The organism is Pontibacter sp. MBLB2868 (assembly GCF_051904785.1).
Lineage (GTDB): Bacteria > Bacteroidota > Bacteroidia > Cytophagales > Hymenobacteraceae > Pontibacter.
Genome location: NZ_CP196710.1, coordinates 2,483,505 through 2,505,971, shown reverse-complemented (window position 1 = coordinate 2,505,971; position 22,467 = coordinate 2,483,505). Strand labels below are relative to the sequence as shown.

Annotated in this window: 16 protein-coding genes; all 16 read left to right on the top strand. The window is 50.6% G+C overall.

Annotated features, from left to right (window positions below; all coding sequences use genetic code 11):
- The first annotated feature begins 23 nt into the window (after positions 1-23).
- The 16 genes from ACSX1A_RS10585 to ACSX1A_RS10510 all read left to right on the top strand — a co-directional run bounded on the left by ACSX1A_RS10585 (position 24) and on the right by ACSX1A_RS10510 (position 21,961).
- Positions 24-3,185 (top strand): efflux RND transporter permease subunit, encoded by a 3,162-nt coding sequence (locus ACSX1A_RS10585; protein ID WP_439879624.1) that lies wholly within the window; start codon positions 24-26, stop codon positions 3,183-3,185.
- A gap of 273 nt (positions 3,186-3,458) precedes the next feature.
- Positions 3,459-5,795, top strand: a complete 2,337-nt coding sequence (locus ACSX1A_RS10580) for a TonB-dependent receptor (RefSeq protein ID WP_439879623.1) — start codon at positions 3,459-3,461, stop codon at positions 5,793-5,795.
- A gap of 19 nt (positions 5,796-5,814) precedes the next feature.
- Positions 5,815-6,609, top strand: a complete 795-nt coding sequence (locus ACSX1A_RS10575; protein ID WP_439879622.1) for a DUF4249 domain-containing protein — start codon at positions 5,815-5,817, stop codon at positions 6,607-6,609.
- 66 nt (positions 6,610-6,675) lie between these two features.
- Entirely contained in the window at positions 6,676-7,389 is a 714-nt protein-coding gene (locus ACSX1A_RS10570) for a DJ-1/PfpI family protein (protein ID WP_439879621.1), read from the top strand.
- 167 nt (positions 7,390-7,556) lie between these two features.
- Positions 7,557-8,027 carry a DinB family protein gene (locus ACSX1A_RS10565; protein ID WP_439879620.1) on the top strand — a complete coding sequence of 157 codons (471 nt, stop codon included), beginning with the start codon at positions 7,557-7,559 and terminating at the stop codon, positions 8,025-8,027.
- A gap of 48 nt (positions 8,028-8,075) precedes the next feature.
- Positions 8,076-8,996, top strand: a complete 921-nt coding sequence (locus ACSX1A_RS10560; RefSeq protein ID WP_439879619.1) for a class I SAM-dependent methyltransferase — start codon at positions 8,076-8,078, stop codon at positions 8,994-8,996.
- Positions 8,990-10,036 carry an alpha/beta hydrolase family protein gene (locus ACSX1A_RS10555; RefSeq protein ID WP_439879618.1) on the top strand — a complete coding sequence of 349 codons (1,047 nt, stop codon included), beginning with the start codon at positions 8,990-8,992 and terminating at the stop codon, positions 10,034-10,036. The genes ACSX1A_RS10560 and ACSX1A_RS10555 overlap by 7 nt, the downstream gene beginning before the upstream one ends.
- A gap of 338 nt (positions 10,037-10,374) precedes the next feature.
- A complete protein-coding gene (locus tag ACSX1A_RS10550) occupies positions 10,375-11,712 on the top strand; it encodes a multicopper oxidase family protein (RefSeq protein ID WP_439879617.1) in 1,338 nt (445 codons plus the stop codon).
- 90 nt (positions 11,713-11,802) lie between these two features.
- On the top strand, positions 11,803-12,354 hold the full coding sequence (locus ACSX1A_RS10545; protein ID WP_439879616.1) for a phosphoglycerate mutase family protein: 552 nt from the start codon (positions 11,803-11,805) through the stop codon (positions 12,352-12,354).
- 68 nt (positions 12,355-12,422) lie between these two features.
- A complete protein-coding gene (locus ACSX1A_RS10540) occupies positions 12,423-13,109 on the top strand; it encodes a GNAT family N-acetyltransferase (protein WP_439879615.1) in 687 nt (228 codons plus the stop codon).
- 5 nt (positions 13,110-13,114) lie between these two features.
- Positions 13,115-13,609 carry a GNAT family N-acetyltransferase gene (locus ACSX1A_RS10535; RefSeq protein ID WP_439879614.1) on the top strand — a complete coding sequence of 165 codons (495 nt, stop codon included), beginning with the start codon at positions 13,115-13,117 and terminating at the stop codon, positions 13,607-13,609.
- A 96-nt stretch (positions 13,610-13,705) separates the two neighbouring features.
- The gene (locus ACSX1A_RS10530) at positions 13,706-14,272 is read left to right on the top strand and encodes a helix-turn-helix domain-containing protein (protein WP_439879613.1); all 567 of its coding nucleotides are present in this window, start codon (positions 13,706-13,708) and stop codon (positions 14,270-14,272) included.
- A gap of 104 nt (positions 14,273-14,376) precedes the next feature.
- The gene (locus ACSX1A_RS10525) at positions 14,377-15,864 is read left to right on the top strand and encodes a hypothetical protein (protein ID WP_439879612.1); all 1,488 of its coding nucleotides are present in this window, start codon (positions 14,377-14,379) and stop codon (positions 15,862-15,864) included.
- Between the two features lie 152 nt (positions 15,865-16,016).
- On the top strand, positions 16,017-16,367 hold the full coding sequence (locus ACSX1A_RS10520; RefSeq protein ID WP_439879611.1) for a tRNA-binding protein: 351 nt from the start codon (positions 16,017-16,019) through the stop codon (positions 16,365-16,367).
- 839 nt (positions 16,368-17,206) lie between these two features.
- The gene (locus tag ACSX1A_RS10515) at positions 17,207-19,636 is read left to right on the top strand and encodes a TonB-dependent receptor domain-containing protein (RefSeq protein ID WP_439879610.1); all 2,430 of its coding nucleotides are present in this window, start codon (positions 17,207-17,209) and stop codon (positions 19,634-19,636) included.
- 1,020 nt (positions 19,637-20,656) lie between these two features.
- A complete protein-coding gene (locus ACSX1A_RS10510; RefSeq protein ID WP_439879609.1) occupies positions 20,657-21,961 on the top strand; it encodes an aspartyl protease family protein in 1,305 nt (434 codons plus the stop codon).
- Positions 21,962-22,467: the final 506 nt, after the last annotated feature.

Sequence of the window (22,467 nt, the reverse complement as noted above, 5' to 3'; positions counted from 1 at the left end):
TCCTTATTCTAAAACTTGATTGCATGTTAAATCGGCTCATACAGTTTTCGTTGCAGAACAGGCTGCTCGTCGTCGCCTTGTCAGCCCTGGTGATGGTATATGGTACCATAACGCTGCTGAATCTACCGGTAGATGTGTTGCCGGATCTAAACCGGCCACGGGTGACGGTGTTCCTGGAGGCTAATGGCCTGGCGCCAGAGGAGGTGGAGACACAGTTGAATCTACCGGTTGAGACGGCGCTCAACGGAGCCCCAGGCGTGGAGGTGGTCCGATCGGTGGCCTCCGCCGGGCTTGGGATGGTCTTCGTGGAGTTTGACTGGGACACGGATGTGTATCAGGCAAGGCAGCTTACTTCCGAGAGGCTTCAGACGGTCGAGCTTCCGGAAGGCATTACGCCACAACTGGGGCCGATCAGTTCGGTGATGGGGCAGATCATGATGGTGGCGCTTACCTCTGATTCCCTGCCCCCGTCCGAGTTGCGGACGCTGGCGGACTTCACGCTGCGGCGAAGGCTGATGAGTGTCAAGGGCGTATCCCAGGTCATTCCCATCGGCGGTGAGCGGCAGCAGTACCAGGTGCTGGTATCTGCGGAGAAGCTCCGGCAGCACGGTATTCCTGTTACGGCCGTGGAGGATGCCTTGCGCCACAGTAACCTGAATGCGACGGGCGGATTCATGGACTACCAGGGTTCGGAAGTGCTGATCAACACCATCGGGAGGGCTGCTAGCTTGGAAGACCTGCGTGGCATCGTGCTGCAAGAAAGCAATGGAAAGCCGGTGTTGCTGCACCAGGTGGCGGACGTGCGACTTGGGGCAGCGCTAAAAAGGGGGGAGGGGTCTTTCAAGGGGGAGCCTGCGGTGATCCTTAGCATTGAGAAGCAGCCTTCCGCGAACACAGTTGCCCTCACAGAGGACATTCTGCGCGCGCTCAACGAAGTGAAAGATGGTTTACCCGACCATGTTCAGATCCATACCGATGTCTTTCAGCAGAAAGATTTTATCAATGCTTCCATCCATAATGTGGAAGAGGCGCTACGGGACGGGTTTATCCTGGTGGTCGTCATCCTGTTCCTTTTCCTGCTGAACTTCAGGACCACGATTATTACCCTGACGGCGATTCCGCTTTCCCTGATGATCACAGCCATTACATTTAAAGCATTCGGCATTTCCATCAACACTCTGACCTTGGGAGGGCTTGCCATTGCCATTGGCGAGTTGGTGGACGATGCAGTGGTGGATGTGGAAAATGTGTACAGGAGGCTGAGGGAGAACTGGGTTTCTCCGTCCCCAAAGCCCTTGCGGCAGGTGATATTTGAGGCAAGCAGTGAGGTCCGTAATTCGATTGTCTATGCAACTATTATTGTGGTGCTGGTCTTCCTTCCGCTTTTCTACCTGCAGGGGATAGAAGGCAGGATATTTACTCCCCTTGGTATTGCCTACATTACTTCTATTGTGGCTTCTTTGCTGGTGTCATTGACCGTAACACCTGCCTTGTGTAGTTACTTGCTTTCCAGGAAGGAGACCCTGCGCCATGCGCGGCTACAGTTTTGGAACCGAGGCGTTCAGGCGGTGACAGAGGCAGAGGATAGTGTACTGGTTCGCTTTCTCAAGCGTCAGGAAGTAAAGGTGCTGCACTGGGGGCTTGCCCGCACTAAGCTGGTGATGGCGCTGGCGGCGATGCTGGTGGCTGGATCTGTCGCTGTCATTCCGTTCTTCGGCACCGAATTCTTGCCGCCGTTCAACGAGGGGAGTTACACGATCAATATCGTGGCACCGGCCGGCACCTCTCTGGTGGAGTCAGAAAAGATCGGACGCATTGCCGAGCAACAGCTCTTGAAAGTGCCCGAAGTGAAGCTCACCTCCCGCCGTACCGGCAGGGCGGAGTTAGATGAGCATGCCGAGCCACCGAGCTATTCTGAGATCGATGTGGCCCTGCAGGGGGCCGGGCGAGCGCGTGACGTTGTCCTGGCCGATATACGCGCCAGGCTAGCAGTGCTTCGCGGTGTCAGCATCAATATCGGCCAACCGATCTCTCATCGCCTGGACCATATTCTCTCCGGGGTGCGGGCGCAGGTGGCTATCAAAATATTCGGCAATGATCTGACGGAGTTAAGAATGCAGGCGCAGGCCCTGAAAGGCATCATTGGCTCAGTGGAGGGGGTTGTGGACGTCCAGGTAGAGAACCAGGTCATGGTGCCTCAGCTCCTGATCAGGGTGGACAGGGAGGCCATAAAAAGGTATGGACTGCGGGCAGGGGGCGTTGCACGGGACGTGCAGACGTTCTATAACGGCGAAGTAGTAGGGCAGGTGATAGACGGGCAGAGGAACTTTGACATTGTCCTGCGGACGGATGATGCTACCCGAAAAGACCTGGAGGCGATACGCCGCACACCGATCGCCCTGGCTGATGGTTCTGTGGTTCCCCTGCAGGAGGTGGCCAGCGTGGAGCTGGAGAACAGCATCAATGTGATCAGCCACGAGAACACACAGCGCAGGATCGTCGTGTCGGCCAACGTACAGGGCCGGGACCTGGGCAGTACGGTCCAGGAGATGCAGGAACGGGTAAGGCAGGAATTGCACCTGGACAATGGGTACTATGTACAGTGGGGAGGGCAGTTTGAGAGCCAGCAGGCAGCTACCCGGTGGATCATCCTCCTGAGTTTGTTCTCCGTAGTGGGTATATTCTTTGTGCTGTACACGCATTTCAGGTCTACTCGCATTGCCCTTCAGATCATGCTAAACATCCCGCTGGCCCTGATCGGTAGTGTTGTCGCTGTCCTGTTGACCGGAGGTGTCTTCTCGGTGGCGACATTGGTCGGATTTATCACCCTGACCGGCATTGCCACCCGGAATGGCATCATGATGATCTCTCATTACATCCATTTGGTGGAGCACGAACAGGAGACCTTCAGTAACACCATGATCATCAGAGGCTCCTTGGAGCGGATGGTTCCGGTGTTGATGACTGCCCTGGTCTCAGCGCTTGCTCTGCTGCCGCTGACCATGGATGCTGCGGCGCCCGGAAAGGAGATCCTCTACCCGGTTGCCACGGTGATCCTGGGTGGCCTGGTCAGTTCCACAGCCCTTGATATGCTGGTGACCCCAGTGGTGTTCAAACATTTTGGGAAAAAGGCCTTAGCGCAGTACTTCCGCGCCAAGCAACAGTTGGCACACAGCCTTAGCTGATCCCAGCAAAGGCAGCATTGGGCAAAGGGGTGCTAGGAGCATGGCTGCTAGCACCCCTTTGTATTTTTAGCACATCCGACAGTTCCGGAGGCAGCCTGCGTGGCATGCGCTCCACAGGGCAGGTCCAAGAGAGGAGAGCTTGAAATTATGTAACGCGCACTTTATATTATATAAAAAGGACCACTAAAGGTCGCTTTACCTTTGTCATGTGATTAAGCTGTAACAGGTTACCGCCTAAGAAAGGAAGCATTTATAATTTCAACATATAAAACCATGAAAAAAATTTTATTGATCTCTTTAGGACTGTTGCTCTGCCTGGCCGTATGGCCAGCACAGGCACAGGAGACGGTAACGGTGAGCGGCTATGTAAAGGACCGCGCAACCGGTGAAACATTGATCGGTGCATCCGTCAGTGTAAAGGAGCTTCCCCAGACAGGCGTAGGAACGAATGGCTATGGGTTTTATTCCCTGACGCTGCCTGCCGGCAAATATACGCTGATCTACACGTACCTGGGATACATGGCGCAGACGACCGAGCTGGAGCTGCATGACAGCAGGAGAGAGGATGTAGCGTTGACAACGAATCCGACTGTTCTGAAAGAAGTGGAGATCACCACACGAAAGGCAGACAACAATGTACGCTCCATGGAGATGAGCACGCTGAAGATGCAGGTGTCAGATATCAAAAATATGCCGGCGCTGCTGGGGGAAGTAGACATCGTAAAGGCGGTACAGTTGCTTCCAGGGGTGCAGACGGCCGGCGAGGGGACTTCCGGCTTCTATGTACGGGGCGGTGGGGCAGACCAGAACCTGATCCTGTTGGACGAGGCTCCGGTGTACAACGCCTCGCACCTGATGGGCTTTTTCTCCGTATTCAACGCCGACGCCATCAAGGATGTGCAACTTTATAAGGGCGGCATTCCGGCGCAGCACGGGGGCAGGCTTTCCTCGCTCCTTGACATCAGAATGAAAGAGGGCAACAACCAGAAGATGGAGGTGTCCGGAGGCATCGGGACCATTTCCAGCCGCCTGACGGTGGAAGCCCCCCTGGTGAAAGACAAAAGCTCATTTGTGCTTTCCGGCCGCCGCACGTATGCCGACATGTTCTTTGGGTTGAGCGGCGATGAGAACATCAAAGGCAACGATTTATACTTCTATGACCTGAATGCCAAGGTAAATTATACGTTGAACGACAAGGACCGCTTGTTTGTCTCGGGCTACTTTGGGCGTGATGTGGCCGGGACCAAGGATTTTCAAATGAACTGGGGGAATGCGACGGCCACCGTGCGCTGGAACCACCTATATAGTGACAGGCTTTTCTCCAACACGACCTTTATCTTCTCTGATTTTGACTATGCCCTGGGCTCCAAGGCCGAAGAGTCAGCTTTTACCTGGAAGTCCCATATCAAGGATTATAGCATCAAGAATGACTACACGTTTTTCTTAAATCCCAACAACCAGCTGCGCTTTGGCGTGCACCTGACCTTCCACAATTTCATGCCTGCCGAGGTGAAGCCGGGGGAAAATTCTTTTGTAAGTGCGATGAAGCTGAACGCAACCAGTGCCCTGGAAGGCGCCGTGTACCTGAGCAACGAGCACCGCCTGTCTGACCGGCTGACCGTCGATTATGGCCTGCGCCTGTCCAGCTTCACGAACATGGGGCCGGGGAGTGTGTACCTCTACGATGAGGCATTCGAGATGCCAGTGGACACGGTTACCTATGATCGTTTTGAGAAGATCAAGCACTATGGTGGCCTGGAGCCGCGTATCGCGGCAAAGTATGAGCTGAACGAGGTGAGCTCTGTTAAGGCATCTTACAACCGCACACTGCAGTACCTGCACCAGGTTTCCAATTCCACCTCCTCGCTGCCATTCGACGTGTGGATCCCGAGTGGGACCTACGTAAAGCCGCAGGTGGCTGACCAGGTGGCCGCCGGCTACTTCCGCAACTTTGCCGATAACATGTTTGAAGGCTCGGTAGAGGTATACTACAAGTGGATGGACAACCAAATAGACTACAAAGACTACGCGGAGATCCTGCTGAACGAGCGCCTGGAGACAGAACTGCTAAGAGGTACGGGCGAAGCCTACGGGGCTGAGTTTTACCTGCGCAAGCAGAAAGGTCAGTTGACAGGCTGGGTAAGTTACACTTTATCGAAAACGGCGCGCACGGTACCGGGCATCAACGACGGCAAACCTTACGCGCCTCGCTACGATCGCCGCCACTCCGGCAACCTGGTGCTGGCCTACCAGTTCACTCCAAGCATCAACTTGGGTGCCAACTGGACCTACAGTACCGGTGGGGCGGTGACCATGCCCGTCGGCCGCTATGAATACAACGGCAGAACCTACCCGGTATACTCCGAGCGCAATGGCTACCGCCTACCGGACTACCACCGGCTGGACCTGTCCGCCACTTATGAAAAGCCGGAGAATGAATTCAAGAAATACCACAGCTCCTGGACGCTGTCGGTGTACAATGCTTATGCCCGTAAAAATGCCTTCTCCATTAACTTCCGTGAGAACGAAGACGACAGGAGCAAAACGGAGGCAGTAAAGATCTACCTGTTCGGCCTGGTGCCATCGCTGACCTATAACTTTAATTTCTAATTCAAACTGCCATATAATTATGAAAAAGACATTTATTTACCTGATGGCTATGCTTGTGCTGGGCCTGACGAGCTGTGAGGAAGTGATCGATTACGAACTCAGATCAACCGATACCAAACTAGTTGTTGATGGTCTTATTACAGATCAGCCCGGACCATACAGTGTGCGCCTCACCTCCACGAAAGGTTACCTGGAGGAGGGAACTGCCGCAGGCGTGAACGGCGCTCTTGTGATTGTATCCGACAACCTGGGCACGATCGATACCCTAAAGCAGGTGAGCGAGGGACTATACCAGACCAGTATATTGCAGGGGCAGCCCGGTAACACGTACTACCTGAAGGTAATGACAAGTGGGAAGGAGTATACCGCTCAGAGTTACATGCCTGCTGTCGCTCCGATAGATTCATTGACGTTTGTCTACAAAGCGGAGGGGCACATGGTGGAAGAAGGCTATTTCCCGTACATCCATTTCCGCGATCCGGCCGGTAAGGGAAATTACTACCGTTGGGACGTGACAGTGAACGGGGAACGTAAACCCGATGAGTTGGCAGTCGAGAGCGATGAGCTCTTTGAAGACAGGCCGGTACATGCGAACATGGGGGTAAGCCTACAGGCTGGGGACGCTTTCACGGTGGAGCTGTACGCCCTGGATAAAGCGGCATACGAGTTCTGGTTAGCCCTTAAGAATCAACAGCATGCAAGCGGAGGACCGTTTGAAAAAACTCCTGCCAATGCCCCGGGCAATATTTCAGGAGGGGCAGTCGGTTATTTCGGAGCTTCCGCTGTGTCCGTTGCCACCGGGGTTAGCCGTTAATGCTTTAGGTGTTCAATCCCATGTCTCACTAGAAAGGTTCTATTCCTTCTTTAAATTTATACATTAGTGAAAATAGTCATTTACATCTATCAAGGCATGACCATGCTTGACGCAATAGGCCCCTATGAAGTGCTGCGGTTTATGCCCGGTGCGGAGGTCATGTTTGTTGCCGAAAAAAAAGGGGAGATAACGGCTGACTCAGGCTTTGTACATTTGCAGGCTAACTACTCCATCGATGAGGTGGACAGTGCTGACCTGCTGCTGATCCCAGGGTCCGGAATCACGTTTGTCCGTGAGATGCGCAACAAGAAGTTGTTGCACTGGATCAAGAAGATCGACAGAACTAGCCGTTGGACCACCTCCGTTTGCTCCGGTTCCGTTATTCTGGCGGCGGCAGGCCTACTCCAGCATGTGAAGGCCACCTCCCATTGGAAGACAGTTCACCTGCTGGAGGAGTATGGCGCGGTGCCGATGCGAAGGAGGATTGTCGCAGAGGGAAAATACCTAACGGCAGCCGGAGTATCGGCAGGAATAGACCTGGGGCTATACATTGCAGGTCAAGTTTTTGGCGAGGAAGAAGCGAGGGCTATCCAACTTTTGATCGAATATGATCCTGCGCCCCCATACCATGGTGGAAACTTTTTAGAGGCTGACAAACGCACTATCTCGCTTGCTGAACAGAAAATGAAGGCCTATGCTGCGCAGGAACTCAGGGTATCTGACTTGCTTCGGTCATGGAGAACAATGATGACATTACGGAGGCGTCCTACTGCTAAGTGATAGCTTTGGGTATGCATAGGAGCCGGGGAGTGGGAGGTATGGCTTCCTTACGGGCTGCTTCGAAAATAATCATTTAATGTTGTAACAGTATAATAGCTCTTATATCTTAGTGTGGCATCCTTGATGCCTGCACCAAACGCACCTTGCTCATAAATTAAACGAATAAAATGAACGCCGTAGAAAATCTTGTATTGAACTTTGAAGAGATCAGACGCCGGAGCACGAAGCTCTGGGAGGCAATGCCTGCATCCTGTTATGACTGGAAACCTGACGCCGGTGCGATGACCTGCCTGGAAATGGTGCGTCACGTGCTGGAAGGGGAGCATTTGTTTCACCGGATCGTACAGAACAGGGGTAACCTGGTTGACTATGTTTCCCCTTGGAAGGATGTGACCTACCGGGATGTCGCGTTCGAACTCGAATTCGCGCAGCCATATAGGGAGCAATTTATAAGTACTGTGAGGAGGTATACAGGTGAGGAGCTCCAGGAAGTGGAGATTATTCGTTCAGAGGTAGGGCAGCGTAGGAAATTAGGGGACTACCTGCTTCGGATCGCTTACCATGAGGCGGTACATACGGGGCAGCTGCTGACGTACTTACGTGCTTTTCAAGTGCCCAGGCCGCTTGTGTGGGATTAAGTGCCTGTTCCCGGGCAGTTGAAGCTGTCCATCTGCAAATTTTAAACTATGGAAACATTAAAGAATCAACTTAAAAACCAGTTCCTTTATAACAGGAAGAAAAATCTATTTTGCGAGGAGGAATTTTCAGATTTTGGCTTTGCCCCGGCGACCGTTGCTTATATAAAAAATAATTTGCAGGCGCTGAAGCGGATGAACACGTCTCAGGTGGAGGCATTAAGCAGTCTGCTGGTAGACAAAGCTTTGGAGTCCCTGTGTCAGGCTAACCAGTTCTATCATTTCAACAGCTTTGACAGGGATGTACTGAAAAGGTTGTACAGAAATCTCTTCAGCAGGATCAAGGACCTGCCTGATGCTGTAGAGGAGGAGACAATAGCTGAATTAGCCAGCCAGCACTACCGGTCCCTGCAGGGGTGGGTCAAAAGCTCCAACCCCTTTGCCAAAGCCCTTTACAAACCCTCAGAACCCTACCTCCAATCCGAGGTAGTGTGTGGAGAATATTCGGCGCAGGCACAGCTAGAGCTGCTGCAGGTTGATCTTGGGACACTGCAGGAACCGGTTCTGGATTTGGGTTGTGGTTCGCAGGCTTTCCTGGTCAGGCAACTTAGAAGTTTAGGCGTGGAGGCTTTCGGTCTTGATCGCAATGCGACGGGTAGCGAGTGGTTGTACCAGGCGGACTGGTTTGAGTTTGACCTGACCCGGGCGCGCTGGGGAACCATCATCAGCAACCTGGGGTTCTCCAACCATTTTCAGCACCACCACTTGCGAGTGAACGGGGATCATCGGCTTTATGCATTGCGTTTCATGGAGATTTTGGAGAGCCTAAAACCTGGCGGGGCATTTTATTACGCGCCGGACCTGCCCTTTATAGAACAGTATCTTTCTCCTGAAAGGTTTACCGTGCGCAAGATAACAATTCAGGGGACCCCTTACAGTGCGTCTAAGGTTGTTAAACAGTCACTATGCTAATAGGTAAACAGATGTATTTGAACAGACAGACCCTGTCGGAGCGTAAAAGCGGGCGGGCTGTTTTCCTGCTTTTCCTGCTTTTCCTCTTGTCAAGCCCCTTGCACGCTTTTCCGCTACCCCTATCATTGGGTCAAGTAGAAGACAGCACGGCGCTTTACAGGAGGATGCCGATTAATTTCCAAAGTGGCCGGTATACCCTGGCGGGACAGCTGGTGGTACCGCGCAACTTACAGGGGAAGGTGCCGGCCATCGTGTTCTGCGTGGGGTCCAGCAAGGAATCGTCTGTTGCCAGCTATGCGCCCTTTGTCGCGGCACTACTGGAGAACAACCTGCCTTTGGATAGTGTGGCGCTTTTTTATTTCGACAAACGAGGGGTAGGCGCGTCTGAAGGAAAATGGTTCAGCACGGACTTTGAAGGGAGAGCCGCCGATGCCAAGGCGGCGGCGGACTACCTGAAAACACTTTCCTATATTGACAGTGAGAGAATTGCGGTTGTCGGTCACAGTCAGGGCGGGTGGATTACGCAGGTATGCCTTGCCCAGTACCCGGAGACCTTTGTGGGGGGCATTTCGCTGGCTGGTCCCACGTTCAGTGTCCGGGAGCAGGTGCGCAATGACTACGCGAGTAGGTTAATGTGCCAGGAGCAGCTGCCGGAAACTGCTGCGCGGGAGAAAGCACTCCGGATGGTGAACCGGGACTTTTTCCTGGCCTCCTTGCTGCCCTTCAAGGAGAATTGGAAACAGTTGAAAACCATCAAGCGGTTTGACCCGGCCCCCTACCTCACACAGGTCCAGCGCCCCTTGCTGCTGCTGTTTGGGGAAAATGACGCCTTGGTCTCGCCTGCCTATGCCCTGGGTGCTTTACAGCAGCTCTTCCCACAGGCGCTGCCTGCCCACCTGCAGACGGTGACGGTCAGGGGGGCGAATCACTCCTTCAAGGTCGCTGCCTTTTGCCATGCAGGTACTACGCGGGCTTTGCCTTATTCTGAAGAGAGCAAGCGGTACATACGCGACTGGGTTCGGTTGCACCTGCTGCAGTAAGCAGGTGATAAAACTATGCACCAGCCGCTAGGGTAGTATAAATGGCCTTTCTTGGAATTATGTAACGCATAGCTTCTTTATTATAAAGCAGAGGGGGCATGGCTGCTGTACCTTTGTCCCATACTCATTCACCATATAAGAAAGAACTATGAAAAAGAACATTTTATCCGGAAGCCGCGGCTTTACGAACTGTAACTGCGGCCTGCGCTGTGCCGGTAAAGACTGTGCTTGCGGATGCACTTGCTGCAGCTAAGGGACAGGCAGGTGGAAACGCGCTTCCACCTGCCACAATCCAAGTCATCCAGGTAAAACATCACGAACTATTCCAATAAAAAACTATGAAAAATATGACACAACCAAACACCATTCATTACGAGTTGAACGCCGGGGTATTCAACTGGGAACTAGCGCCAGGAAAGACTATTGAGGCATGGGGATTCAATCAGCAGGTTCCCGGTCCTGTGCTGAAAGCCAGAAGGGGGGATACCCTGGTGGTGAAGGTAAAGAACAACCTGGATGAGCCGACCCTGGTCCATTGGCATGGGATACGGCTGCCAGCTTCGATGGACGGAACCGGTGAGATGCAAAAGCCTATCGCGCCAGGAGAGGAGTTCGAGTACCGTTTTGTTGTTCCGGATGCCGGTACGTTCTGGTACCACTCGCACGCAAACGAGACCGTTCAGATGGAGCGGGGCATGTACGGGGCCTTGGTTGTGACTGATGAGCAGGATCCGGCCACGGATGGGGAAAGGGTGTTCCTGGTGGATGACATGAAGCTTTCGGCAGATCACAGCTTCACAAAGCCAGGCTGGTTTATACCGCGCATGGTAGAACGGCATGACGGGCGGGAAGGGAATACCTTGCTGCTAAACGGCAAGGAGCTTCCCATCTTGGATATGGCTGCTGGCCAAACAGAAAGATGGCGGTTCATCAATGCCGCCAGTGCCCGGTATTTCGTCCTGCACCTGGGCGGGAGGGAGTTCCGCATCATCGGTACGGATGGGGGGCTTCTGGAGAGCCCCAGAACAGTAACAGAGGCCTTGATCATTCCAGGAGAGCGCCTGGACATCGTGGCTGGTCCTTTCGAAGCGGGAGAGTTGTTTTCCATAGAGTCTTTGCCCTATAACCGGAAGACATTCGTTAAAGCCAAACGGCAGTCTTTCGGCATGATACAGGTAGGAGAGCCGAAGCCATCTGTGGCTTTTATTCCAGACACCCTGCGAAAGATCATGCCCCTGGCCCTTCCGGACGCTACTGTCACCAGAAAAGTGAAGTTCTCTGTGGAGGCAAGCCTGAAGAATGGAATGGACTTCCTGGTGAACAACGACATGCATGTCAATGACAAGCCTGTTCGGGTAGGAGAGCTGCAGGTGTGGGAAGTGTCGAATGCAAGCGGTATGGACCACCCGTTTCACCTGCATGGTTTCTTCTTCCAGGTGATCGAAGAGAACGGCAAAGCACCCGGGTTCCTGGCCTGGAAAGATACCTACAACCTGCCCCCGAAAAGCACGGTCAAAATAGCCTGGCTTCCAGACAATCGCCCTGGTATCTGGATGTACCACTGCCATATACTGGAACACCACGAGGCGGGTATGATGGCTAACTTTGAGGTGATTGATGGTACAACATCTCCTGTAGAAACTACCCAAACTTCAGGGCATCATTGTCATAGGTAAGGGTTGAGCAGCACCAGTTTCCCAAAGGGCGGCTTCATGTATTGACCGCCTGATCCTAGACTAGATTTCTTCATTTATCGACAAGCACATATGCATACACTTACACAGGTAGGCTTGGTCAGGCATTTCCCGGTACAACACCCGTTCCTGAAGGGCTTGGTTTCGCAGGCTCAGGTGTTGCAGTGGTTCGAAGGGTACAACCAAGCATCTGTACAGCAGATGCAGCTGAAGGTAGGCAATACCTGGGATATTTGTTACACCAGCCAGCTACGTCGTGCACATGACACGGCGACGGCCATTTATTCAGGGCCCACGGTCAGCACCGAACTATTGAATGAGCCTTTCCCGGACCCGCTTTTCAAGGGGAACCCCAGGCTGCCTTTCCTACTTTGGGCAACGCTGGTACGGCTGTCGATCGTTTTCAACTTTAACAGCCAGTCACAGCGGCAATCAGTGCTGGAAAGACGCATCAATAAGTTCCTCTCTCAGCTTTCCGGCCAGAACGGGTCCCGTGTACTTGTGGTCAGTCATGCCTTTACCATGGAGATCATGAGCCGCTTGTTGGTGCGGGCTGGTTTCTCCGGCAAAAAGCTTAACCGGCCCCAGCACGGTGTGCTCTATGTCTTTGAAAAGAAGAGCTGAGGCTTTTCTCACCTCATGGGCAAAGCTTAATTTTTGAAGTTCATCTACTGATCACTAAATCATAGTTTATGTTGTACGCCTTCACAAAAAATGAGAAACTCCACCTGCTTGCTTTGATAGCCGGTCTGGAGATCAGGGAAAGTGATGACCCTTCTTTCATGTCTGCCATGGGGCAGATAACGCGGGAGGAGGCTTCCCGTCGTTTTTCTGATGACAACAAAGCCTATGTTGCCTACCTGCACGGTGTCCCCGCCGCCTTTGGGTGGGTGGCTCAGGGCAAAGCGCATATCGGTGAGTTAGACCATTCCTTCATCCTTCCCCTCCGGCACCGTTACCTCTGGAATTTCAGGACACTTCCGGACTTCCAGGGCAGGGGCATTTACACGCGCCTGCTGCAGCACATCCTACGTGTGGAGCGGCACCGGGCGCACACCTTCTGGATCCTGCATGCGCCGGAGAACATGGCTTCCCGGAAGGGCATCCAGAAAGCAGGTTTTGAGCAGATGGGGTTGGTGAGTGTGGCAAAGGACAAAAGGCTGATTTTTCTTCCGGAAGGAGCGGGGAGAGCAGGAGGAGATCTGGTGCAAGAGGTATTTGCCTTCCCTGCCTCCCAGGAGCCACAGGCCACCTGTTGGAACTGCAGCAGTCCCTTTCTGAAGAAACGAAAGGAAGCATGCTGCTGTAAAATTAACGACAGGGCTTGCAACCGGCACCTATTTAATGAAACTCCAAAGTTAAACATGGTAACAGTATAGTTAATATGAAAATAGTTATAAGAAATATGGCCAAAGCGGATACAGATTCCGTTTTAGGAATGATGCGGGACCTGGCCGTGCACCATGACCAGCTGGAGTATGTAAAGATCGATCGGGAGCAGTTTGTAGCCCAGGCTTTTAGGGAGCATCCTTCCTTTGGTGTCTTTGTTGCCGAGGCAGCCGGGGAGCTGGTAGGGTATGTGTCCTATACCTTAAATTTTTCGATATGGGCCGGGAGTACTTTCCTGGGTATCGATGATGTGTTTGTCAAGCCTGGCTATAGGAGCCTGGGGGTAGGCCAGCAACTTATGACTTACACCAGGAAGGAGGCGGAACGCCTGGGCCTTAGCCATTTGAAATGGGAGGTCGAAAAGGACAACCACCGGGCTATTAGGTTTTACGAGGACCTGGGCGCCTCGCTCAGGATCAAGGGGGTGGTCACATGGCGTAATGAAAGCGAAAAAGGACAACTGGCAGCGGGAGCGCCTGAAATTATGTAACGGTTAGGTAAAAAAGTATAAAACGTAAGGCGGGTATTCTTCTGAACTTTGACCTGCAATTAACCTAATTTCAAAGGGAAAACACAATAAATAACTATGGAAATTGAAATATTGGTCAAAGGCATGGTCTGCAACAGGTGTATTGCTGTATTGCAGAAAGAACTGGAAAACAGGGGTATTGCTGTACAGGAGGTAACCTTGGGGAAAGTCTTGTTACAGCACCCCTTAGATGAGTCAGTTACCCAGGAAATCCAGGAAATACTCTCCAAACTAGGCTTTGAGTTGTTGATAGACAGGCAAACCAGGCTACTTTGCCAGATCAAGGAGATTGTGGAGGCTGAGTTACGGCAGATGGAGGAAAAAAAGAAGCTGTCCTCCGTCCTGACTGACAAGCTCAATACATGTTACAGTTCCCTCAATGAAGCCTTCGTTCAGACAGAAGGCATAACCATTGATCAGTATTTTATTCAAAGAAGGCTTGATAAGGTAAAGGAGTTGCTCAAGTATTCAGACCTAACCTTCACCGACATCGCCTTTCAAACGGGGTTCAGTAGTGTTCACTACCTCTCCAAGCACTTCAAGGACCACACCGATCTGACCCCATCCCAATTCCGGTATGAATTGAAGGCAAATCCCGTAACCACCTTACCAGCTAAGGTTTGACCCCCTGATTTCAGTTAACCCCATTCCTGAGTTCGGGGACGGGAACAATATGCCTTGCCCGAAGGGGGTGCAGGGCTGTTTCTCACACTACTACTATCTAAACGATGAAAAAAACAGTTTTAATCACCTTCTGGCTGTTATGCAACTGTCTTGTACATCCTGCCTTTACCATAGGCCTCCAATCCGCCAAAGCCTTAGTGGACAAGAGTCTGGCCGCGATGGGCGGGGAGGAAAGGCTAAGACAGCTGCAGACAATGCGGCTACAGGCTATTGGCCATACCTACTTCTTGGAGCAGTCAGAGCGACCGGAGGGCCCATGGCTGGTCAACTACCATCAGGTGGCGCAAGAGCGTGATTATGCCCGGCAGCGTCTGTACCTGAAGAAAGAAAGCCGCAATGTGCAGCAGTCTGAGTGGCAAGGGAACACTTTGCTATACGAGGACAATGCTGTGGCTCTGCAGGTTCCGACAGGTCAACTGGTGCCAGGCAGGCAAAGCCAACTTGAGGAGGCCCGGGAGGTGTTGCAGTTTGCCCCGGAACAGGTATTGTTAGGAGCTGGAAGGGCAGCGGACCTGCATGTCCTGCGGGACACGGTACTGCAGGGGGTGCCGCACAAGGGCATAGGCTTTACAGTGCACGACCAGGAGGTACGTTTGTTTCTCAACGTGCATACCTATCTGCCAACTCTCCTGCAGATGAAGCGAACCTATCCGCATGACCTGATGTGGGCGGTGTGGGGCAAGGTGCGGAACGATATGTTCTTTTCCTTCTGGTCACTGACTGCCGAGGGAATCCTGTATCCGCTCCAGTACAACCTGTACCGCAACGGCCAGCCCTATCAGGAACTGACAATTATATCCCTTGAGCTGAACAAGGAGATCACGGAGGAAACCATACATATTCCGGGGGCTGTCAAAAAAGCCTTTGCCGTCCAGCCTATTCAAAGACTGGACGAGTTGCCGCTAGGGAGGCCCGATCAACAATTACAAGAGATTGTTCCCGGCGTACTTTTAATCCCAGGCTTCTGGAATGTGGCCCTTATTAAGCAGGACAAAGAAGTTTACATGCTGGAGGCACCGATCTCCGGCGGTTATACGGCCAAGGTATTGGCAGAGGCAGAGCGGCGTTACCCAGGCCTTCATGTGAAGGGGGTGATCAGCACTTCCGATGCCTGGCCGCACGTGGCCGGTATACAGGAATGCGCCCGCCGGCGTTTGCCCATTTATGCCTTAGACCTGAACAAGCCCTTCCTGCAGCGGCTCGCCGCTGCCTCCGGAAAGGCTGGCCAACGAGCAAAGGTCAGGCCTGTGGCCACGCAGAAAAGCATCGGGGAGGGGAAGAACCGCATGGAGTTGTACCCTGTGCGCGGGGAGAGCGGCGAGCGTATGATGCTGGTGTATTTCCCGGAGCACAGGCTACTGTATGCCAGTGACCTGGTGCAGTTGAACCGGGACGGTAGCTTCTTCCAAAAAGCGTATGTGGCAGAGGTAGTGGCTGCCGTGAACCGCTATGGGTTGAGGGTGGACCAGGTGTTTGCGATGCACACGAATGCCATGCCCTACGTCAAGCTCAAGGAGGCGTTAGCTCAGTAGAGAGCATGCTCTCGTCCTGATGGGCAGTAACAGGTATTGAGACTTCTTGTTTACATAGCCTAAATTGACAGGACGAGGATGGAATAGTCTTTTTAGTTCCTTCACTTTTTTGGATAAGAGACGGCAAATGTTTAAAAATCAAATAAAAAGCAATGGAGTACAAAAGTAAGCATCTATTAAACTGGAAGGATTTCACGAACGTGGACATGCGGGTAGGGACGATTACAGAAGCAGTAGTATTTGAAGAAGCTAGAAAGCCTGCCTATAAGCTATTGGTAGACTTTGGGGAACTTGGGGTTCTCAAAACCTCAGCACAAATCACAAAGCGATACACCCCGGAGCGCCTGGTAGGAAAACAGGTCGTCGCCGTGGTGAACTTTCCTCCCAAACAAATCGCCAACATCATGAGCGAATGCCTTATACTTGGAACTATGGGTGATGATAATGAAGTAGTTCTGCTTCAGCCTGAAATGAAAATAAAGAATGGCCTCCGGATAAGTTAACCACAGGTGGAAATGAGCAGCAAGCTTATCACCACTGATTTGGTGTCCGGTTGTTTTCTTTTCCTTGACCACTATGGTTGAAATTTTAATTTAAAGCGGACAGAAGAGCTGTTGTATTGCCATAAATGGGGACAATGTTAACAAGACAGCTATGCTGCCAATACGCTAATAAGCTTTATACTATACACTCGTGCTGATAGCGTAATGCAAGAAACATGAGCAGTTAGTACTGCCTCTGGATGGATTGTTAGCTGAAAACCCTAGATGGGAGGCATGGGTAGCTTGGGAGAATATCGATACCCATAGTAGTGGAAAAACGGGGGAAGTGGAGTTAGCGGCAGAGGGCAGCCTGGAGTTGCTTTCCAAGCCTATTTATTGCCCGTGGCTCTCCGCTTTTGAAATGTACTGAAGGCACTTAAGAAGGGAAGAAACACAAGTTGGGCTCTTTCCTTTGATGAAAGCACTACTGAAGTGACTAAAAGCTACTTTGACAGATGTAACAAAAGGGAAAATAGTACTCCTCGAAGTTAGGGGTACATACGATTTATTTAATTGCACGGCACAGATACGATGTTGAGTTGTGAGGCTTGGAACAACAAACCGACCAAAGCATAAATTTCTGATCCGTAAGCAACCTTATACATATTGGGATACCCTTCCAGCAAGGAATTGCACCATTCACCACTGTTACAGGCTTCTATCCCCCTGTTCGAAGAGAATTTCCGGGAGTTCGTAGAATATATTGTGGGTTATGTATATAGTACCTTGTTATGCAAAGTACTATATAATAAATTTACACCATCAAGTATAACATTAACAGTACAAAATTAAATGACACTATGAAAAAAATGTACCTTATTTTCGCGTTTTTGCTCTTTTGTGGCTGCCGCTTGGCTTTCGCGCAAACCGGTGGCTCGCTGCAGGGGCTGGTAGTTGAAGTAGAAGGCCCAGCCGTGGGCTTCGCTAATGTGGCTGTGCTGGAGGCTGCAACCGGCAAAGTAATTACCGGTGCCATCACTGACATGGATGGAAAGTTCCAGATTAAAACGCCGGCTACGGGCAAATATAAACTCAAGCTCAATGCCCTGGGTTACCTCGAAGCGCAAACGCCGGTTTTTGAAGTAAAGGATCCCAATTTTAGCAAAGACTTTGGTTCGCTACAGCTAAAGCCCGATGTACAGACCCTGAAAGAAGTGCAGGTGCAAACGCTGCGTCCCACCATTACCAACACCCCAGATAAGATGGTGGTAAGTGTGGAAGGTACGGCAATGGCTGAAGGCAGCACAGCTTACGAGGTGCTCACTAAGTCACCAGGCGTATGGGTGGACCAGGATGGTAATATTCAGCTCAACGGGAAAGGAGGTGTGCAGGTGATGCTGAACGGCCGCCGTTCATATCTTAGTGGAAAGGAGCTGCAGAACCTGCTGCAGAGCATGTCGGCTGAGAACCTAAAGGAACTGGAGATCATCACCAACCCTTCGGCCCGATACGATGCGGAAGGAGCATCAGGTATCATCAACATCAATTTGAAAAAAGGGCAGGACTCAGGCATGAATGGCAGTGTGTATGGTGGCTATCAATTCAACAGCCTCAGCACCTATACTTCCGGTGCCGAGATCAGCCATAAGAATGGCAACTGGAACTCTTTCGGAAGCATTAACCTAAACCGCCGCATGCGCTACCGCGACATGACGATGAACCGCTTGTTTTTAAGCGAAGACGGCAACACGACCAAGTTCGAACAGACAGGGTACGAGCAGAGCGAAAGAATGGAGCCTTCACTGCGCCTGGGCACCGACTACGATCTGAATGCCAGGCACAGCATCGGGGCCATGGCCAATATTACCACTAACCGCGATGACATGTACTTTAACACTGGAACTTACCTGCGAGGATATAAGACCCAGTACATCGACGCCAGGAACCAGGACAAGTCAAAGTATGCCAACGGTACTTTCAACCTCCACTATTTGGGTAAGCTTGACACTACCGGAACCATTCTTTCCGCTGATCTGGACTACGTGCACATCAGCAGCGAAGACGCGGCCTCTTTCCAAAACCAATACAGCTCCCTTGCATACAGTGCTCCCGATTCGGTGGAGTTCCTTCGCAACGAGAACCCTACTCGCTACGACATCTACTCCGCTAAAGTAGACTTTGCCAAACAGCTGACGAAGGGAACAAAGCTGGAACTAGGCACCAAAGTGAGTCATGTAAAGTCAGATAATGAATTGCGGTTTTATGAAATAGAAGACGGACAAAGCCAACTGGATGGCAAACGCAGCAACCACTTTATCTACACCGAAGATATTTATGCCGCTTATGGCAGCCTCTCAGCAACCCTAAGCGACACGTGGAGCTTGCAGGCAGGTCTGCGTGCCGAGCAAACAGAATCGAGGGGCAACTCGCTTACGAAGAATGAAAAAACGGACCGCAGTTATCTCAACCTCTTCCCTACCTTTTTTCTGCAGCAGAAGGTGAGCGACAAGTACCAAGTCGGTTACAAGTATAGCCGCCGCATCAACCGGCCAAATTACGAGAACCTCAACCCTTTTATTTTTTACATTGACCCTTATACCTATGCCCAGGGAAATCCGTTCCTGAAGCCGCAGTATATTAATTCTTTTGAGGTGACTCAGACTTTTAAGCAGACTTACAACCTGGTGTTGGGCTATGCAGTAACCAAAGACTATATGGCTGAGGTGCCGGAGCAAGACCCCCAAACCAACACCACTGTGTTTCAACAGCAAAACGTGAAAAGCCTAAAAAGTGCCACCGCCACCTTGGTCGCTCCAGTTCGTATTTCGGATAAATGGGAGGCCAGCAACAACATAACAGCTGTGTTCCAGGAGTACACGAACGTGACAGCAGGGGGGGTAGTGGTTAATAGCCAGATGTCTGTAGTTGCTAACAGCAACCATACCATCCTTTTGCCGAAGGGGGTACGCCTGGAGGCCAGTGCCAATTACCAAGGCCCACTGGTGTACGGCCTCTACCAGGTCAAGGACCAGTGGTGGCTAGATGCCGGCCTGAAGCGCAGTTTTATAGATGACAGGCTAAGCTTGTCCTTGAACGTGAGTGACATATTTAAGAGCCAAAAACAAATGTTTGAAACAGAAATAAACGGCAACATCAACTCCATTGAACAGTACCGAGGCCAACGCGGCGTGCGCGTTAACCTGCGCTACCGCTTCAGCAAGGGTGCCAAATTTGAGGCCAAAAAGCGCAGCGTTAACCTGGACGAGCTAAACCGCACCGGCGGCAACTAAAGCCCTCTGTTATCACTTAGGAGTAAAAATGGCCTGTTGGCGCGATAATGTGCTGCAGGCCTTTTACAGCAAAACTTTGCGCACCAGAAAGTATGTGTTACACCTTAGCTATCTGATAAGTTACAACAATCAGTAAATGTGAAAAATATAGGGGCTGAAGTATACAAAAGGTTGCCAATTCGCCTGTAAGGCACTTTTGCCTCTGGATTACGTGATGCCTTCGATACCAGATATATATTTTATATCTGCTGCATTAGTTCTGAGAAGTGCAGATATTGACGTCCGAACTTTAGGACTAGCATCTTTATTTCAAACGCCACATGAAAGTCTTTTGAATTGCCATAGGGGCTATGCCATTGATGGTTGTTATAGTTGGAGAGTAGCGATGAGGTCTGTTAATGTATTTCACTTACTTTCAGAATGATTCAGGAAACCCTCCTTCTGAGTGCTGTAGACAGGCGTGAAACGTTATTGACAACAAAGCAAACCTGTAGATCCAATCTGTACCAGCAGCAATTAAAGGAAGAGGGCAGGAGTACATTTTTCAGGAAACTTGGCAGCCTAAGCTAAACGAGGTTATCATCCTGATCAAGTCAGGAGAATATCCGGTAAAAAGGAACAAGTTACTGGAAAGTGTTGCTAAAGCAGGAACATAAACGGCTATCACAGCCTGTACCAACCCGAAAGCCCTACTGCCATATAACAACTTTTCCAAAGCGATAAACTTTGTAAATTTATCTAAAGCGCTGGCGCAGGCTGCTGTGCGGGAATATTTGACTTAAAAGATGGGACCATGCCGTATCGTTTCCTCATATTTTTCCTCTATCGGGGAGTATATACGTAACTTGCTGCTCATGTTCAGGTGTACCTCGAAGTTTTACAACGGGTTCTCCAGGGGCATTTGCTCTTCTGAGCTTCCAGGGCTATTTCAACCTTCTGTCACTTATATTTTAATTACAATTAGAAAATGGTGCATGCTCTCTTCTAAACAGGTAGTTGCATTAGAATCAACATCGAATTATGAGAATGATTAAAAAACCATGTGTCCCAAAGAAGAAAGTCCTGTTGTTCCTTCTCTTTTTTATTTCAATAAGCAGTTCGTTTGGTCAAGCAAAGGTCCTGTATGACCTTTATCACAGGAAAGACTTTCCCGCGCTTTCACAAATAATAGCGGATAACAGCCTGCTTGATGGAAAGACTCAAAAGGTCTACCAGGCCACGATTTACAATGCTTACGGCAAGGCCAAAAAGTCAAGTCAGTTGCTTAAGTCTGTAAAGGTTGTACCTGCGAAGCTATCGGCAAAGGATACACTCTCCTATGTTGTCTTGCAGACGATGTACGATAATAGCATAAAGCTCTTTGATTATAAAGGTGCTGCCCAGGCAGGAGACCTGCTGCTTTCAACTTTCAGAGAGTTTTATAGTCCAGAGGAATACCAGGACGAAGCAGAGGCCTTGAGGTTATGGAAATTGCTTTCCGCAGTGCCGGCACAACAGGTGGAGCAAGTACGTGGCAAGGAGATCCAGTTAAAGAAGGATAAAGCAGGCCTTTTAAATATTCCGGTACAGGCATCAGGAGCAGTTCACGACATGGTGTTTGATTCGGGAGCGGGACTTTCTGTCCTGTCCGAAAGCTATGCCCATCAATTGGGTGTCACATTTGTCAGTGATGCTACGATACCTGTTAAAAGCGGCATCACCGGCTTGGCGAACCCAGTGAAATTAGCTGTGGCGGAGCGTTTAAATGTTGGTGGTATCAATGTTTCTAATGCGGTGTTCCTGGTTTTTCCTGATAGCTCCTTAAGCTTTGGAGGAGGTGTTTACAAGATCAATGGAATTATAGGATTCCCCATCATCAGCAATTTTGGGACCCTGACCTTTACCGAACAAACAAAGCTTACTGTTAATAAAGAAAATGCAAAAGGAAACGTTAAGCCAAACATGATCATTGACGGCTTAAAGCCAGTGATCTATTTAGCGTTTAACGGAGAGGAGCTGCCTTACACGTTTGATACTGGTGCAGGCAGGACGAAGCTAAGCAACAACTTTTATGGAAGGTATAAATCCATTGTAGAAGCGAAGGGAGCATTGCAGGATTTACAAGCAGAAGGAACAGGTGGCCGTGTGAGTTTAAAGGGGTATGAGCTACCTGAGGTAACCTTTTTTCTGAGTGGGAAGCCTATCAAGTTAGAAAAGGTGTTTGTAAGTCAGGAGTCAATCTCCACGAATGGGGAGATTTATTTTGGTAACATCGGGCAGGACTTCATCAGACAGTTTCAATCCATGACGATTTCTTTCGATGGAGCTTATGTATCCTTTGAGTAAAGTGGTTACACAAGACCAGGCCTACCTTCAGCGGTGATTACACTTCCTGGAGGTGCAATATTGATTGGACCTGATGGTATTACTTACCATTGCTTCAATATGAGTATGGGTATTTCGTGTATTTTAGGTATGGACTAGATAAAAGCTATTCTGCTTTTTATATAACGCGAGGGTGCCAAGTGTATCAAATACGATTATACTTGTCAAATTTGACTGGTGAAAAGTGTCTTATAAGCTTTTGGCATCCTCGCCTAGTCGGCTAGTGCCTCAAAACGTGTTCATGTAAGGGGGGGGCTGAATCAGCCAAAAGGAGGTGAAAAAGGCCCTATTCCGTCACATTACCTAACACTGGACCTGTCCTTTTGCTATCCAATGTTGTACCAAAGGCAATCGAATGGTAAAATAAAGTAAAATGTTATTGGCTATCGGCTTTCCTATTGACAGCCAATAATACTTCAGGAAACCATTTCACTTCGGGCAGTTCATCTGCGGTTGTCTCAGCTTTT